Below are 14,015 nucleotides of genomic sequence, written 5' to 3'. Positions count from 1 at the left end.
ATCTATTCTATTTATTCTTTTGTATATTAAAGTATAGTAATAATAATAGTTCTATCAATAACTTGTTACTAACTTAAAATTCAGTAAAAATTGGCGTTGTTCAACTTGTGGATAAATATGTGAGTAACTTTCGTATATTATTGATTTTCTGTTATGATTTATGTGTATAAGTAAGGTGTTTAGAGTGTTAGTAATTTTCTTTTATGGAAAATACTTTACCATCATGCATTGTTACACAACTATGTATATGTTGTTGAAAAAGTTGTTGATCAATTGTTGGTATTTTATATCAACAAATAATTCACAAATTAATTTGACATTATTCACATGCTTATTAAACATTTAATAACAGTTTTCTTGATAAATCTAATCTGAAAACGTTTTTGCCATTACAGGGAATAAATTGAGTAAAAAAAGAACCTTAGTAGAAAAAATAGCATATAGAATTTTTCTCTTCCTTTTCAAAAAAGCTTCTGTGTTGAAAAAGTGTGCGACTGAGGCATTAATGAAAGATCTGCCAGACCTTAATATATTTAATGGTCTATTAAAATTCCGCGATTGTGGTATAATGGATATAATGACTCCACGTACAGAGATATGCGCAGTAGACATTGAGTCAAGCGAGCGTGAAATAATAAAGAAGATAAAAAACACTTGCCACACTAAAATACCAATTTATAAAAATAACTTTGATAACGTAATAGGCTTTTTTTATGTAAAAGATGTTATTTTTAATAGGGATAAAAATTTTAATCTGAAACATATTATACAAAGCGTAATATTTGTTCCACCCTCGATGAAGACAACTAATCTTTTTGTTAGGATGAACTCTTCTAAATCATGCTTAGCTATCGTATTGGATGAATATGGTGGAACTGATGGTTTAATTTCAATGACTGATCTTATAGAGGAACTAATACCAAACATTGATAGTGAAAACGAAATAAATTCAGAATATACCATTACTGAATTGTCTCAAAATAAGTTTGAAGTATCAGCAAGGGCTCTTATAAAAGATATAGAAGAGGATCTAAAAATAGAATTACGTGACCCTGAAGAAGACTATGTTACACTTGGTGGTTTGATTCTTTCGATTGCTGGTAAAGTGCCTTCTGTAGATGAAGTCATTAAATATAAAAATGGTATGAAGTTTATCATCAAAGATGCAAATGAGCGCTACATTAATAAAATAGTACTAGACTTAAGTGATTACAAAAATTAGATTTGGTACCCCTTGTCGGGGAATGCCTTGACACGAAGAAAAAGTTGTAATAACCAAATATGCAACTCAAGTTATAGTTAAACCTATTTCCAGCAAATTATTTTCGCAAGTATAATGCATTTCAGTGTTATAGTACTCTAATAATAAAGAGGTCATATAGATATTAATATCTTTTGTATTTAAATTAGTGTCATTTTTTTTGATTAATTTGTCTACTAATGATTTGCTTATTGGTTTGTGTTCATTTAGAATTTTTATAGTTAATAGCATTTTATCTTCTGTTTGACTCAGTAAAACAGATACTAGTTCAACTTCCGCCACTGCACTGGCTATAGTTAGCACCATATTAGAAATTATCTTATTTATCTTTTCAATTAAATCTTCCTTATTTTTTGCAGAGTATGCGTCTATTTTCCACGTAAGCTTTACTTTTTTTTTAATAAATAATTTTCGATATTAGATTTGGTCTTATCAAAGCTATAATTATCCATTGAAGAAGAATATGCCTGCTTCATAACTTTATGTTTATATATTAAATCATCGGAGCTTTCTTTAAGAAACAACAACGCTTCCTTCTGCGCATCAGCATCATTCTTATCTATTACTTCAAGCTCTTCTACGCCAAACGTTATTCCATTCATAGAGTTAGCAAAGTCATGAAGCAGCCGTCCTGATAGCAGTTCCGTTATTAACAGTATGTTTTTGGTATTTTCGTTCATTGGATAATTATAAATGATTTAAGTTACCCTATATTGGTAAGTATATAATAGTCAATTAAGAGAAAGTTTCGTTGCACTTTTTATATCAAGGCATTAATATAGTATTAACAATTTTAAAATTTATAAAAGGATTATGAATACTTATACCAGATCAGGAATAGATATTGAACTATATAATAAGTTAATAAAAGAAGTCAAGCCTATTGCTCAAGAAACTACTAGAGAAGAAGTAATCAGCGAAATAGGTTCATTTTCTGCGTTATTTGATTTTGCTGCACTAAGTAAGAAGTATGACCATCCAGTACTCGTTTCCTCAACTGATGGAGTAGGTACGAAACTGTTGATAGCTCAAGAAGTGAATAAACATGATACTATAGGTATAGATTTAGTTGCAATGTGTGTAAATGACTTACTTGCACAAGGAGCAACGCCTTTGTTTTTCCTTGATTACTTTGCAACAGGCGTTTTGACCAAAGATGTTTTATTATCTGTGGTTAAGGGCATTGCAGAGGGGTGCAAGCAAGCTAAAATAGCATTGGTTGGTGGGGAAACTGCAGAAATGCCTGGAATGTATGGTAATAATCACTATGACCTTGCAGGGTTTGTGGTTGGTGTAGTTGATCGAAAGCAAATTCTTCCAAACTGTAGTATGATGAAAGCAGGTGATTATATAGTTGGCTTAGAGTCAAGTGGAATTCACTCAAATGGGTTTTCTTTAGTGCGCCATGTTTTCAAAAGCTTAGGTATAAATTATAACGATACATCTCTATGGAATAATAAATCTTGGAGTGAAATACTACTTGAACCAACAAAAATATATGTTGATTCTTTGCTGCCTATCATGTCACAAGTAAAAGGTATTGCGCACATCACGGGTGGTGGTTTGGTAGACAATATTCCGCGAATTCTTCCAAAAAACTTATTTGCAAACATAGACATTAATTCCTGGAAATGGCCAGATATATTTTTATGGCTAACAAAGGAGGGTAAAATAGAGAAGAAAGAAATGCTAAAAACATTTAATTGTGGTATTGGTATGGTATTGATCGTAAGTTCTGAGAATATGCAAAACGTGAAAAATCATTTCCAAAAACGTGGAGAAAAAATTGAAATTATTGGAAAACTTGATGAGGCATGTAACCCTCCACTTGATAGAGTAGTATTTAGTTAACCTAACTTTACTGACAGTCTTTTTGCAACTTCTAGGTATGCTTCCTTTAAATCTCCTAAATTCAAACGAAAGACATCTTTATCTAGCTTTTTATAAGTATTTTTATCCCATAATCTGCAGTTATCAGGGCTAATTTCATCAGCTAAAACGATTTTAGTACTGTCATTTATTAATCTGCCAAATTCTAACTTGAGATCAACTAAATATATACTTGCATTTGAAAATAGGTGAACTAATATTTCGTTGATTTTTAAAGTTGTAGTTTTAACTTCATCCATTTCTTTGCTAGATAGCCAATCAAAATACAGTATGTGATTTTCACTTACCATTGGGTCGGCTAGGTCATCATTTTTGTAAAAAAAATCGATTATAGGAGATGCAAGCCTCTCACCTTCTTTGATATTAAAACGTTTGCAAAAGCTGCCAGCTGCGACATTTCTAACTACTACCTCAAGAGGTATTATCTTGAGTTTTTTGACTAGCTGTTCTCTTTCGTTTAGAGTTTTTATAAAGTGTGTGCTAATTTCTGCTTTCTCAAGCTTTTCCATGATAAAAGCACTAATATGATTATTAATTATTCCTTTACCATCGATTATTTCATATTTTTCCTTATTGAATGCTGTAACATCATCTTTAAAGTGCTGTATGACAATTGATAAGTCTTCAGTTTCAATAATGGCTTTCGCTTTACCTTCGTATATCGTTTTATTCAGTGACATGTTTAATTTAACTATATATTATATCAATTTACTATTCTTAGAGTATAGCCCCAAATAACTTAAAATAAACCTTAATGGTATTCAATGTTACAATATTAACCATATTCCCAGAAATGTTCCCGGGGTTTTTGAACTATTCTCTTGCCGGAAAAGCGTTAGAAAAAAAAATATGGAACCTTGAAGTAATAAATATTCGTTCTTTTGCGAAAGATAAACATTCAACTGTGGATGATGTTCCATATGGAGGTGGAGCAGGAATGGTTATGCGTTCTGATGTAGTTGGTGATGCAGTAGATAGTATGCTCTCTGTTCATAAAAACACTAAGTTTATTTACATGACTCCATCTGGAACTAAGTTTAATCAGAGTATTGCCAGAGAATTATTAGAGTTTCCTCATATAACAATATTGTGTGGTCGATTTGAAGGTATTGACCAAAGGATAATTGATGCGTATACTCCTTATGAGTTAAGTATTGGAGATTATATACTTTCAGGAGGTGAGCCAGCTGCAATGGTGGTTCTTGATGCATGCATTAGACTTCTTCCAGGTGTAGTAAATAATACCGATAGTATTACTGAAGAAAGTTTTAATTATGGTGGTGGTGTACTTGAATATCCTCAATATACTAGACCTGAGCAGTGGAAGGGATATAAAGTACCTGAGGTTTTGTTATCTGGCAATCACAAAAAAATAAGTGATTGGAGGCAGAAGCAGTCTCATGTTATAACAAAAAAGCGTAGGCCTGAATTATTGAATGGAGAGATAAATGACAAATTTACTTAAAAAATTTAACGAACAGCAAATGCAAGTGTTAGCTAAAGAAATACCAGAATTTCGTCCTGGCGATGATTTGAAGGTCACTTTTAAAGTAGTTGACGGTACAAGTGAACGTATACAGATATTTGAAGGTGTATGTATATCAAAAAGGAACCGCGGGTTACATTCTTCTTTTGCAGTCAGAAAAGTGAGCCATGGAGAAAGTATAGTGTCTCAGTTTTTTGTTTATTCTCCTGCACTGGTTTCAGTGCAAGTGACAAGAAAAGGAAAGGTTCGTAGAGCAAAACTGTATTATCTGTGCAAACTATTTGGAAAAGCTGCAAGGATCAAAGAGCGTACTACTTATGTTAAAAAGAAATCTAAGTAGATACAATAGGGAGTGATGTCAATTGTGTCATCTCAGAACTCTCTCTTGTCATCCCAGTGCGTGACACACAACTGTACGAACATTGTGTTTGCCTCCCGCTGTGGTGTCATCCCAGTGCTCCGACACTGGGATCCAGCATTCATTATTCTCCTTTTGGTTTGTGCTTTCATGGAAAATGTAAAAATTATTTGCAGGCAAAGCCTGCTGGATCCCAGTGTCAGCTACTTGCATGACAAAAAAGGGGAAAGTTTTTTCAAATCCTCGTGTAAAGAAAAGTAAATGAGTATAAAGAAAAAATTCCTTAAATTACTTCAGTCAAGGCGTGTACATGCTCGTATAAAAAGGAAAAATAAAAAGAACAGAGCGCTACGCTTTTGTTCTTTCACGGCACTAGTTATCTCACTTGGCTGTCCTGTGTGTATATTGTTGAGTATATTAGTTAACTCTTACAGTGCCTTAACAGTAACGAAAATTTTATTGCCAGTTGAAATAAATGCTGATCTTGCTTTGGCGAGTAATCCTAGTGATTTGCGGTATAAGTCCATTGGCTTACTCAACGATTCTTTACGTAAGGTGTTTGGAGGAACTGATTTTAAAGACGGTGACGAAATTTTAAGTCGTAATTCTTACAAAGAACTAGAGAAATTTTTTCGTAAGAAAGTAAAAGATAGTGGTGAATATGAGATCTGGTTTACCGCGTCAAGTATAATTAATTCAATAAATAAAGATAAATATTTGAATGATCGTTATGCTAAATTACTTGATTGGCTAAAAGAAAAGAGGAGAGTGAAAAAATTTTTTAATAAGTCTTTATTCCTTAAATCTGACTCTCGTGAACCTGAAAATGCAGGGATTTTAGGAGCGTTTATCGGTTCATTAATGACAATTATAGTGTGCCTAGCATTAGCATTACCAATAGGAATTATGTCGGGCATCTGTCTTTACGAATTTATGCCTAAAAATAGGCTAATGACTAATATTGTAGAAATTAGCATAAATAATCTTGCTGCAGTGCCTTCAATAATATTTGGTGTAGTGGGCTTAACTCTCTATCTTGGCATATTTGGGCTACCACGCTCTTCACCACTTGTTGGTGGAATGACTCTTTCATTTATGATGTTACCTAATATTATAATTGCAACAAAAAATGCCTTTGCGAATGTTCCTATTACGATAAAAGATGCAGCGTTTGCGCTCGGTGCACCTCACATCAAGGTGATATTAGATCACTCTTTACCGATTGCGTTACCAAGAATAATACATGGTACTGTGCTTGCAATTGCAAGGATTTTAGGTGAATCTTCTCCTTTACTTATGATGGGTATGGTGGCATTTATTGCTGATACACCTACGTCCTTTTTCGATCCGGCGACTGTTCTACCTGTGCAAATATACATATGGTCAAGCAATCCTGAAATTGCATTTGTTGAACTTGCTGCTATCGCAATTATAGCTTTATTATTGGTGTTATTTGCGTTAAATTTAGTAGCAAATTTTGTAAAAAGGAAATTCGAATTTTTTAATTTTTAGCAATTCATGAAAATCACAGTCCTATCTGGTTATGGCTTAAATTGCGAAAAAGAAACTGCATTTGCATTTATGGAATGCAGCAGAAAACTTGGTATTGGTAATATTGAAGTAAAAATCGTTCACATTAACGATATCATAGATAATCCAGGTGAACTGAAATTAAGCAATATACTTGCAATTCCAGGGGGTTTTTCCTATGGTGATGACACTGGTGCTGGTAATGCGTTTGCTTTACGTATTAAAAACAACTTGTTGGATGAGTTTCAAGAGTTTTTATCTCAGGACAAGCTGATTATAGGAATATGTAATGGTTGTCAGATATTAGTAAAATTAATTCCAGAGTTCTCTAATCTAGCTTTAATCCATAATGATATAGGCAATTACCAATGCCGCTGGATTAGAGTGAGAGTTAATCCGCAGAGTAATTCTGTTTGGCTACGGGGTCTGAGTGAACTATATCTCCCTATTGCTCATGGGGAAGGCAAATTTTTTATGGATCAAGATATTTTGAACCAATTGATTGAGAGCAATTCCACCGCATTACGTTACATTGATAAAAATGGCAACTATGCTAACCTACAATTTCCTTACAATCCGAATGGATCTACATACGACCTAGCAGCTTTATCAGATAAAAGTGGAAGAGTGCTAGCTTTAATGCCCCATCCAGAAAGGGGAATATTTTTTACCCAGCAAGATAATTGGCCCCTTGAAAAAGAAAAGAGCAAGCGTTTAGGTGTTGCTGTGCCAAAATATGGCGATGGAATGCTTATATTTGAAAATGCACTAAAGTATTTTTGTTAAAATTTATTGATAGGGATTTATGGTCGAAATTATCCCCTGATATTGCAAAAAACTTGCTTGACAAACCTCGCCAGCCCCCTTATCATAAAACTGAAGCTATTTATTTATCTTCGCAATCTGCAGATTAAAACGACAAAGGGAACTTTGTATTTGGCGTAAATCATGCTTAATTTTTTGCACTATGTGCACCTCATGTCTTTATAAAACTTCTGGGTTTCTAGCTATACAAGCCGAAACGCGCTTATAAAGCGTTTAAGACATCAAAAGACGTCAAATAGAACAAGGGAGAATTTGAATACTAGCTACCCTAGGTTCTCTTTGCCTTTTTTTCTGCTTAGTAAATTTCTTAAACATTTAAACTAAGGTGAGTTGCATTTAAAAGCAGCTAAATTGCAGTGTTTAAGACTTAAAAAACGCCAATACTGAAAATAGACAATGACTAGGGTTTCTTTTGCCTTTTTTTTCGTTTGGTAAATTTCTTAATGTTTATGGCTAAACGACAACCGTCATCCCGCTGCTTGTTAGCGGGATCTCTTGTTAGCGCCGCGGTGGTATGACGTAGGATTGTTGTCATTCCGCTACTTGTTAGCGGCTGAGATACCGCGAATGAATCGCGGTATGACGGTGTAGATGATGGTTAAGTAATTCGTCATCCCGCTGCTTGTTAGCGGGATCTATGTTAAGGTATAGTAGGGGATCTATGTTAAGAGATACCGCGAATGAATCGCGGTATGACGGTGTAGATGATGGTTAAGTAATTCGTCATCCCGCTGCTTGTTAGCGGGATCTAGAGATACCGCGACGTCTCACCTATAGCCTTCAGTGCTCCTTTTTTTGTCATCCCAGCGTCACGCGCTGGTTTCAACATTATATCATGAACTTTCTAAAATTCATTGAGTTATGCTTTCAAACGGTAGTGCCGGGGTGTGAGTATAATGATTATCAGTATATAAAAGTCATAGCAGACAGACTTGAAGCGGCAAATGTTGGCAAAATGAGGCGAATAATATTCAATATGCCTCCGCGTTCAATGAAGTCCCTGTGCATAAGCGTTGCGTGGCCCGCATGGATACTGGGAAATCAGCCCACTGCAAGAATAATAGTTGCAAGTTACTCCCGGCTGCTTAGCGAAAAACACTCGCTCGATACAAGGTGTATAATGCAGTCTAGTTGGTATAGAGAGCTATTTCCAGAGGTAGAACTATCCAAAGATCAGAATACCAAATACAAATTTCAAACAGTGCAGAGAGGATACAGAATCGCAACATCAGTTGGAGGAACACTAACTGGTGAAGGTGGTGATTTTATCATTGTGGACGATCCGCTCAGTTCTGCTCAAGCTTTGAGTGAAACGCTTAGAAAGCGTGCCACAAACTGGTTTGATCAGACTTTAGTAACCAGGCTGAACGATAGAAAAAAAGGAGTCATCGTTCTTGTAATGCACAGGCTACACCAGGAGGACTTAACCGGACACCTTCTCTCCAAGCCAAAAAATATATGGCATCATATTTGCTTACCGATGATTTCTGAAAATAAGAAGATTATCTATTCAATCAAAAAGCCAGCGCATCCTGTTTCTGTCATCCAAGTAACTACAACCAGTAATAAAACAGCATCGCGTGCTAGACCTGCAAAGATGTTATACTCAAGAGAAGAAGGCCAGCTATTATATCCCCTCTATGGAGGAAAAAAAGAAGTTAAGATGATAAAAGTCGAACTTGGGAGTTACGCTTTTGCTGCACAATATCAACAGAACCCTCTGCCACTTTCAAGTGGTATAATTAAACGAGAGTGGCTGAAGCGCTATAGAAATTTTTCTGATAGTCTCTCATATGTCACTCAGAGCTGGGACACTGCAGTTTCAACAAGCAGCATGAGCAACTTTAGCGTCTGCACCACCTGGACAAAAGTGGGCAATAAATTCTATTTACTCGATGTATATCGCGCAAAGCTTGAGTATCCAAAGCTTAAAGAGCAAGTTCTGTCACTAGCTGCAAGATGGACACCGCACGCAATTTTAATCGAAGCAAAAACAAGTGGTCAGCAATTGGTGCAAGAGCTAAAGACAAACAGTGATTTACCAATTATCGAAATAGTACCACATGATGACAAACTCACTCGATTTTATCAAATTGTTCCGATTATAGAGTCTGGCAAGGTTTTTCTGCCGCACCAAGCAGTATGGCTGAACGATTTTGAGTATGAGATTTTAATGTTTCCTGAAACTCGACACGATGATCAAGTGGATAGTACCGTGCAATATTTGCAGTGGGTGAGAGATAGTAGCTCTAGGGTCGCAGCTTTACGGGCATTGTGATTTGAGTCTACCAGATCCAAGTAGTCAGCTACTTGCATGACACCCTGACAACCGTCATCCCGCTACGTGTTAGCGGGATCTAGAGATACCGCGAATGAATCGCGGTATGACGGTTCGTGGTGGTATGACAGTTCGTGGCGGTATGACGGTTCGCGGCGGCATGACAATAAGCTCGTCATTCCGCTACTCGTTAGCGGGATCTCTTGTTAGCGGATGAGATACCGCGAATGAATCGCGGTATGACGGTTAAGTACGTGTTAGCGGCTAAGAGATACCGCGGCGGTACGACGGTCTGCGGCGGAATGACGGTTAAGCAATTCGTCATCCCGCTACATGTTAGCGGGATCTCTTGTTAGCGGATGAGATACCGCGAATGAATCGCGGTATGACGGTTAAGTACGTGTTAGCGGCTAAGAGATACCGCGGCGGTATGACGGTCTGCGGCGGAATGACGGTTAAGCAATTCGTCATCCCGCTACATGTTAGCGGGATCTCTTGTTAGTGGATGAGATACCGCGAATGAATCGCGGTATGACGGTTAAGTACGTGTTAGCGGCTAAGAGATACTGCGGCGGTATGACGTAGAGCTCGCGTTAGCTATAAGATTAGCTAAATTCTGCACGTCCATAAAAAACAAACCTTCTTTTTCGTCTTGAACGCTAATAATAGCGTGAGTGTTAAAAGGTAAAGGATCATTTGTATGTCCATGGCCTACCCCTTTCATTGTAAATACAGGAAAGTTAACACTTTTTGCAAACCTTTCTTTTACAACTTCAACAAGGTTATCGTTATAGCAGTTAACGAAATCCCCAAAGATTACTGCATGTACTCCATCAAAGATGTGAGCTTGTTTTAGGTGATCTAAACTGCGCTCTATTGCGTATGGGTAAACTCTTATGTCCTCTAAAAATAGAATTTTACCTTTTGCATTTATTTGCCAAGCAGTTCCTATACTATTTTCAACTAGAGTCATATTACCACCGATGATTTTAGACTTTAATCTGCCATCTTTTAGTCTAATGCCATTATTTATCATCTTTAGCTTATCAAATCTGATAGAATCCTGCTTGTTAAGAATTAACTCTTTCAATTTTTTAACAGAGCTTTCAGAAATGGAGTTATTTACTATCATTTCCAACATGGTGCCGTGAAGAGTTTGCCAATTATATTTAGCTTGTAGATAGATGTGCAAGGCAGTTATATCGCTATAGCCTATGAGGATCTTTTTGTTTTGAGCAATCCTTTCTTTTTTATCATTGGGTAACTTTTCTAGATAGGGAATTAACCGAGAAGCCCCTTCTCCTCCTCTGATACACCAGATTATTTTACTATCACCGGTTAGTGCACTAATCAAATCATTTGCTCTGAATTCATCAGAGTTGGAATAAAATGGATTATCATTACTATATATTTTCTCCGAAATATGGGGATTAAAATCCAAAGCTTCTACATATTCTTTTATAGTAGTCAGATCTAATTCTTTTCCCTTCGAAGAAGGAGCAATAATATCAACTTGGTCGATTGCATGAATACCTGTGTTAGCACATAAAGTGAGAATGAAATATAAAAGGTAAACAATCATTAAAATATCTTATAAAACTCTTTTTTTAGTATATCATCCAATTCAGAGAGTGGAACTTTCACTCCTAGTTCTTCCATTGACGTGACGCCATAATCTTGCAGTCCACAAGGAATAATGCCCTTATAGTGAGAGAGGTTGGGGGAGACATTAAGCGCTATGCCATGATAAGTTACCCATTTTCTTAAACGGATACCAAAAGCTGCAATTTTTTTTTCTACTCCATTGTTATTCACCCAAACACCTATTCTATCCTCTTTAAATTCTCCAAGTATATTAAATTGCTTTAAAACATTTATTATCCACTTACTTAGGTCTCTAATATATAGCTTTATGTCGCATTTATTTCTTTTTTTAAGGTTTAACATTAAATATATGATGCGCTGTCCTGGACCATGATATGTGTATTTGCCACCCCTGCCTGTTTTATATATAGGAAATAATTTTTCAACAACGTCGTCATCTGTTGCACTGATTCCTGCAGTATAAAGTGGAGGGTGCTGGAGTAGCCATACTAATTCGTCTGCTGAATTATTGTAAATTTGTTGAATTTTTTCTTCCATAGATTTTACGGCACAGTTATAATCAATAAGCTGATTAGATATTAGCCATTCTATCATATTCTATTTCTTTTTTTTTAGTATAGCAGTTCGTTTTTTCCTGTTATTCCAGTGTGTGACACTGAGCGCAGCCTTTCTTATTCCTAATATACTTAATACTAACTTCTGTGCTATTTCTCCTTAACAAACATAGTACATGACAAATGTTTAATTATTTGTCAACACAGGTCCTCTTTACGTATAGGCAACTTTTTTTATTGAAAAATTCAGAAAAATGTTGTATAATTATTAGTAGATTTTAGGTAAAATATATGGCAAACTCAAAATTTAGCATAACTTTCAACAACGAAATTTCAGAGTGTCTTGCTGGACTGGCTAAAATAAGAAATAAGTCCATTAAAGAACTAACAGAGAAGCTAATACAAGAAGCAATTGAAAATGAGGAAGATAAAATACTAATTGAGCGTGCTGCTAAACGTAATGTTTCAGGTGTAAAGAAAATTAGAAGTGAGGATGTAGACTGGAATACAATATTATCTTCATAGAAAGCGTTCTTGAGAAAGACCTTCCAGCTCTTCCAAAAACAATAAGATTAAGATCATAAATGCGATAAATAAGCGCCTTACAGTTGATCCCATTAACCTTGGTGAGCCATTATATTACAGATTTAAAGGACAAAGAAGATTAAGGGTAGGTGATTATCGCGTTATCTATTCCGTAAATATTATAAAATATGAAGTGGTTATCACAGAGATAGGACACAGAAAAGATATTTATAAGTAAGTACATCATATAAATATTAAATATATTTTTACTCCTTCCTGATTCATTTTCTACCTTAGGTGGCTTCGCTCAGCTCAAAAAAAAAGCTCATTCTTTTTGCTACCCCTTATTGTGCCTGCCATTTAACTACTGTGTAGAGATTGCTCTCAAACATAATGTTCGTACGTTAGTATATCCTTCCTGTGACACCAATTGATATAATTCTACCACAAATTCAATTTTTTAGGAGGCATATATGAATCTCAATATTTTTCAAAGAAAAAAAAGCGCAGTATTTACTAAATATTCTGCTTTGCAACTAATGATGGAGCCAAGTTGGAGTAAGCGTGATTATGTAAGTTTTGCTGAGGAAGGTTACATAAAAAATGTTATTGCCTTTCGAGCAATCAATATGATTGCAAGTGCTGCATCTTCGGTACCTTTTACTCTCTGCCAGCTTACTGAACAGGGAAAATCGCAACTAAAAGCCCATCCATTACTGAAATTACTTTATTCTCCTAACCCAATGACATCAAAATCGGAATTTATTGAGGGGATTGTAACTTATCGGTTAGTTAACGGCAATTCTTATATATTGATGGTTGAGTCACAGAATAGTAGAAAACCACCAACAGAGCTTTATCTTCTGCGCCCAGATAGGGTTGAAATTGTTCCAGGGAGAAATAACGTTCCTTATATCTATCGTTATGCCATAAATAACAACAGTTATGACTTTAAAGTTGATAAACTAACTGGATGTTCAGCAGTGTTGCACTTAAAGACCTTTAATCCTTTGAATGATTGGTATGGGCTATCACCAATTGAGGCAGCTGCATATAGCATAGATCAGCATAATCAGGCGGGTGCTTGGAATCAAGCGATGTTGCAAAATGGGGCAAGACCAAGTGGTGCAATAGTTGTAAAATCAGCAAAAGATGGAAGTGGTGGAAGTTTAAGTCAAGAGCAGTACCAACGCTTAAAAGCGCAGATAAATGATCATTATTCAGGTTCTATAAACGCTGGAAGACCGATATTGCTTGAAGGAGGCTTGGAGTGGAAGGAAATGAGCTTATCACCAAGGGATATGGATTTTATTGAGTCCAAACACAGTTCAGCTCGTGATATTGCCCTGGCTTTTGGCGTTCCGCCGCAGTTGCTTGGCATACCAGGTGATAACACTTATAGCAATTTAGTCGAAGCACGCTTGTCCCTTTGGGAACAGACGGTTTTACCAACGCTAGAAAATATTATCTGTCACCTGAATTCTTGGCTGACACCAAGATTTGGTGAAGATCTGTGCTTGTCGTACGACAAAGATGCAATAGAAATTCTCATGGAAAAAAGACAAAAGTTGTGGAAATACGTAGAAAATGCAAGCTTTATGACACTCAATGAAAAAAGAGAAGCTTTTGGCTTGCCACCGCTGCCGGGTGGTGATGAGTTAGGTTAAGTTTGTATCCGTTCAGATTAGTTCATTGTTCCCTAA

At 35.8% G+C, this 14,015-nt stretch carries 16 protein-coding genes; 10 read left to right on the top strand and 6 right to left on the bottom strand.

Annotation, left to right across the window (positions count from 1 at the left end):
• Positions 1-403 precede the first annotated feature (403 nt).
• Positions 404-1,222, top strand: a complete 819-nt coding sequence (locus AAGD72_RS06320) for a transporter associated domain-containing protein (RefSeq protein WP_007549273.1) — start codon at positions 404-406, stop codon at positions 1,220-1,222.
• Positions 1,223-1,288: 66 nt separating this feature from the next.
• Here the strand turns inward: AAGD72_RS06320 and AAGD72_RS06315 are convergent, their stop codons facing one another.
• Positions 1,289-1,633, bottom strand: coding sequence for a hypothetical protein (locus tag AAGD72_RS06315; protein WP_233395610.1), 345 nt, complete (start codon positions 1,631-1,633; stop codon positions 1,289-1,291).
• A 14-nt stretch (positions 1,634-1,647) separates the two neighbouring features.
• Entirely contained in the window at positions 1,648-1,941 is a 294-nt protein-coding gene (locus AAGD72_RS06310; RefSeq protein ID WP_006280049.1) for a hypothetical protein, read from the bottom strand.
• Positions 1,942-2,074: 133 nt separating this feature from the next.
• Between AAGD72_RS06310 and purM the strand changes: the two genes are divergently transcribed.
• Complete coding sequence (purM, locus tag AAGD72_RS06305) at positions 2,075-3,112, top strand: phosphoribosylformylglycinamidine cyclo-ligase (RefSeq protein WP_007549277.1); 1,038 nt, start codon at positions 2,075-2,077, stop codon at positions 3,110-3,112.
• On the opposite strand, the gene purC is transcribed toward purM, so the two are convergent.
• Positions 3,109-3,831 carry a phosphoribosylaminoimidazolesuccinocarboxamide synthase gene (purC, locus tag AAGD72_RS06300; RefSeq protein ID WP_010081959.1) on the bottom strand — a complete coding sequence of 241 codons (723 nt, stop codon included), beginning with the start codon at positions 3,829-3,831 and terminating at the stop codon, positions 3,109-3,111. The two genes, purM and purC, sit on opposite strands and share 4 nt — an antisense overlap.
• A gap of 74 nt (positions 3,832-3,905) precedes the next feature.
• Here purC and trmD point away from each other — a divergent pair, with 74 nt between their 5' ends.
• Together trmD and rplS are read left to right on the top strand one after the other, a co-directional pair.
• The gene (trmD, locus tag AAGD72_RS06295; RefSeq protein ID WP_341814827.1) at positions 3,906-4,616 is read left to right on the top strand and encodes a tRNA (guanosine(37)-N1)-methyltransferase TrmD; all 711 of its coding nucleotides are present in this window, start codon (positions 3,906-3,908) and stop codon (positions 4,614-4,616) included.
• Positions 4,600-4,977, top strand: coding sequence for a 50S ribosomal protein L19 (gene rplS, locus AAGD72_RS06290; protein ID WP_006279489.1), 378 nt, complete (start codon positions 4,600-4,602; stop codon positions 4,975-4,977). Before trmD ends, rplS begins: the two co-directional genes overlap by 17 nt.
• Before the next feature lie 48 nt (positions 4,978-5,025).
• Here rplS and AAGD72_RS06285 read toward each other — a convergent pair whose 3' ends face one another.
• Positions 5,026-5,208 (bottom strand): hypothetical protein, encoded by a 183-nt coding sequence (locus AAGD72_RS06285; RefSeq protein ID WP_010962989.1) that lies wholly within the window; start codon positions 5,206-5,208, stop codon positions 5,026-5,028.
• 48 nt (positions 5,209-5,256) lie between these two features.
• Here AAGD72_RS06285 and pstA point away from each other — a divergent pair, with 48 nt between their 5' ends.
• The 3 genes from pstA to terL all read left to right on the top strand — a co-directional run bounded on the left by pstA (position 5,257) and on the right by terL (position 9,628).
• Positions 5,257-6,507, top strand: a complete 1,251-nt coding sequence (pstA, locus tag AAGD72_RS06280) for a phosphate ABC transporter permease PstA (RefSeq protein WP_007549491.1) — start codon at positions 5,257-5,259, stop codon at positions 6,505-6,507.
• A gap of 6 nt (positions 6,508-6,513) precedes the next feature.
• Positions 6,514-7,311 carry a phosphoribosylformylglycinamidine synthase subunit PurQ gene (locus AAGD72_RS06275; protein ID WP_044471287.1) on the top strand — a complete coding sequence of 266 codons (798 nt, stop codon included), beginning with the start codon at positions 6,514-6,516 and terminating at the stop codon, positions 7,309-7,311.
• Positions 7,312-8,185: 874 nt separating this feature from the next.
• Positions 8,186-9,628 (top strand): phage terminase large subunit, encoded by a 1,443-nt coding sequence (gene terL, locus AAGD72_RS06270; RefSeq protein WP_264705897.1) that lies wholly within the window; start codon positions 8,186-8,188, stop codon positions 9,626-9,628.
• A gap of 556 nt (positions 9,629-10,184) precedes the next feature.
• On the opposite strand, the gene AAGD72_RS06265 is transcribed toward terL, so the two are convergent.
• Both AAGD72_RS06265 and lipB read right to left on the bottom strand, forming a co-directional pair.
• Positions 10,185-11,210, bottom strand: a complete 1,026-nt coding sequence (locus tag AAGD72_RS06265) for an LD-carboxypeptidase (RefSeq protein WP_264718997.1) — start codon at positions 11,208-11,210, stop codon at positions 10,185-10,187.
• Positions 11,210-11,827 (bottom strand): lipoyl(octanoyl) transferase LipB, encoded by a 618-nt coding sequence (lipB, locus tag AAGD72_RS06260; RefSeq protein WP_155968936.1) that lies wholly within the window; start codon positions 11,825-11,827, stop codon positions 11,210-11,212. The genes AAGD72_RS06265 and lipB overlap by 1 nt, the downstream gene beginning before the upstream one ends.
• A gap of 251 nt (positions 11,828-12,078) precedes the next feature.
• On the opposite strand from lipB, the gene AAGD72_RS06255 reads away from it, so the two are divergent.
• The 3 genes from AAGD72_RS06255 (at position 12,079) to AAGD72_RS06245 (ending at position 13,979) form a co-directional block, all read left to right on the top strand.
• Positions 12,079-12,312: a DUF6290 family protein gene (locus AAGD72_RS06255; protein WP_010081986.1), complete on the top strand. Its 234-nt coding sequence runs from the start codon at positions 12,079-12,081 to the stop codon at positions 12,310-12,312.
• Positions 12,313-12,358: 46 nt separating this feature from the next.
• Positions 12,359-12,550, top strand: a complete 192-nt coding sequence (locus AAGD72_RS06250; RefSeq protein ID WP_341815143.1) for a type II toxin-antitoxin system RelE family toxin — start codon at positions 12,359-12,361, stop codon at positions 12,548-12,550.
• 235 nt (positions 12,551-12,785) lie between these two features.
• Complete coding sequence (locus tag AAGD72_RS06245) at positions 12,786-13,979, top strand: phage portal protein (RefSeq protein ID WP_341814826.1); 1,194 nt, start codon at positions 12,786-12,788, stop codon at positions 13,977-13,979.
• Positions 13,980-14,015 lie beyond the last annotated feature (36 nt).

This window comes from Wolbachia endosymbiont (group A) of Chalcis sispes, from assembly GCF_964026765.1.
GTDB lineage: Bacteria > Pseudomonadota > Alphaproteobacteria > Rickettsiales > Anaplasmataceae > Wolbachia > Wolbachia pipientis.
Note: the sequence above shows the minus strand (reverse complement) of the source record. Positions and strands in the feature narration are given on the sequence as shown.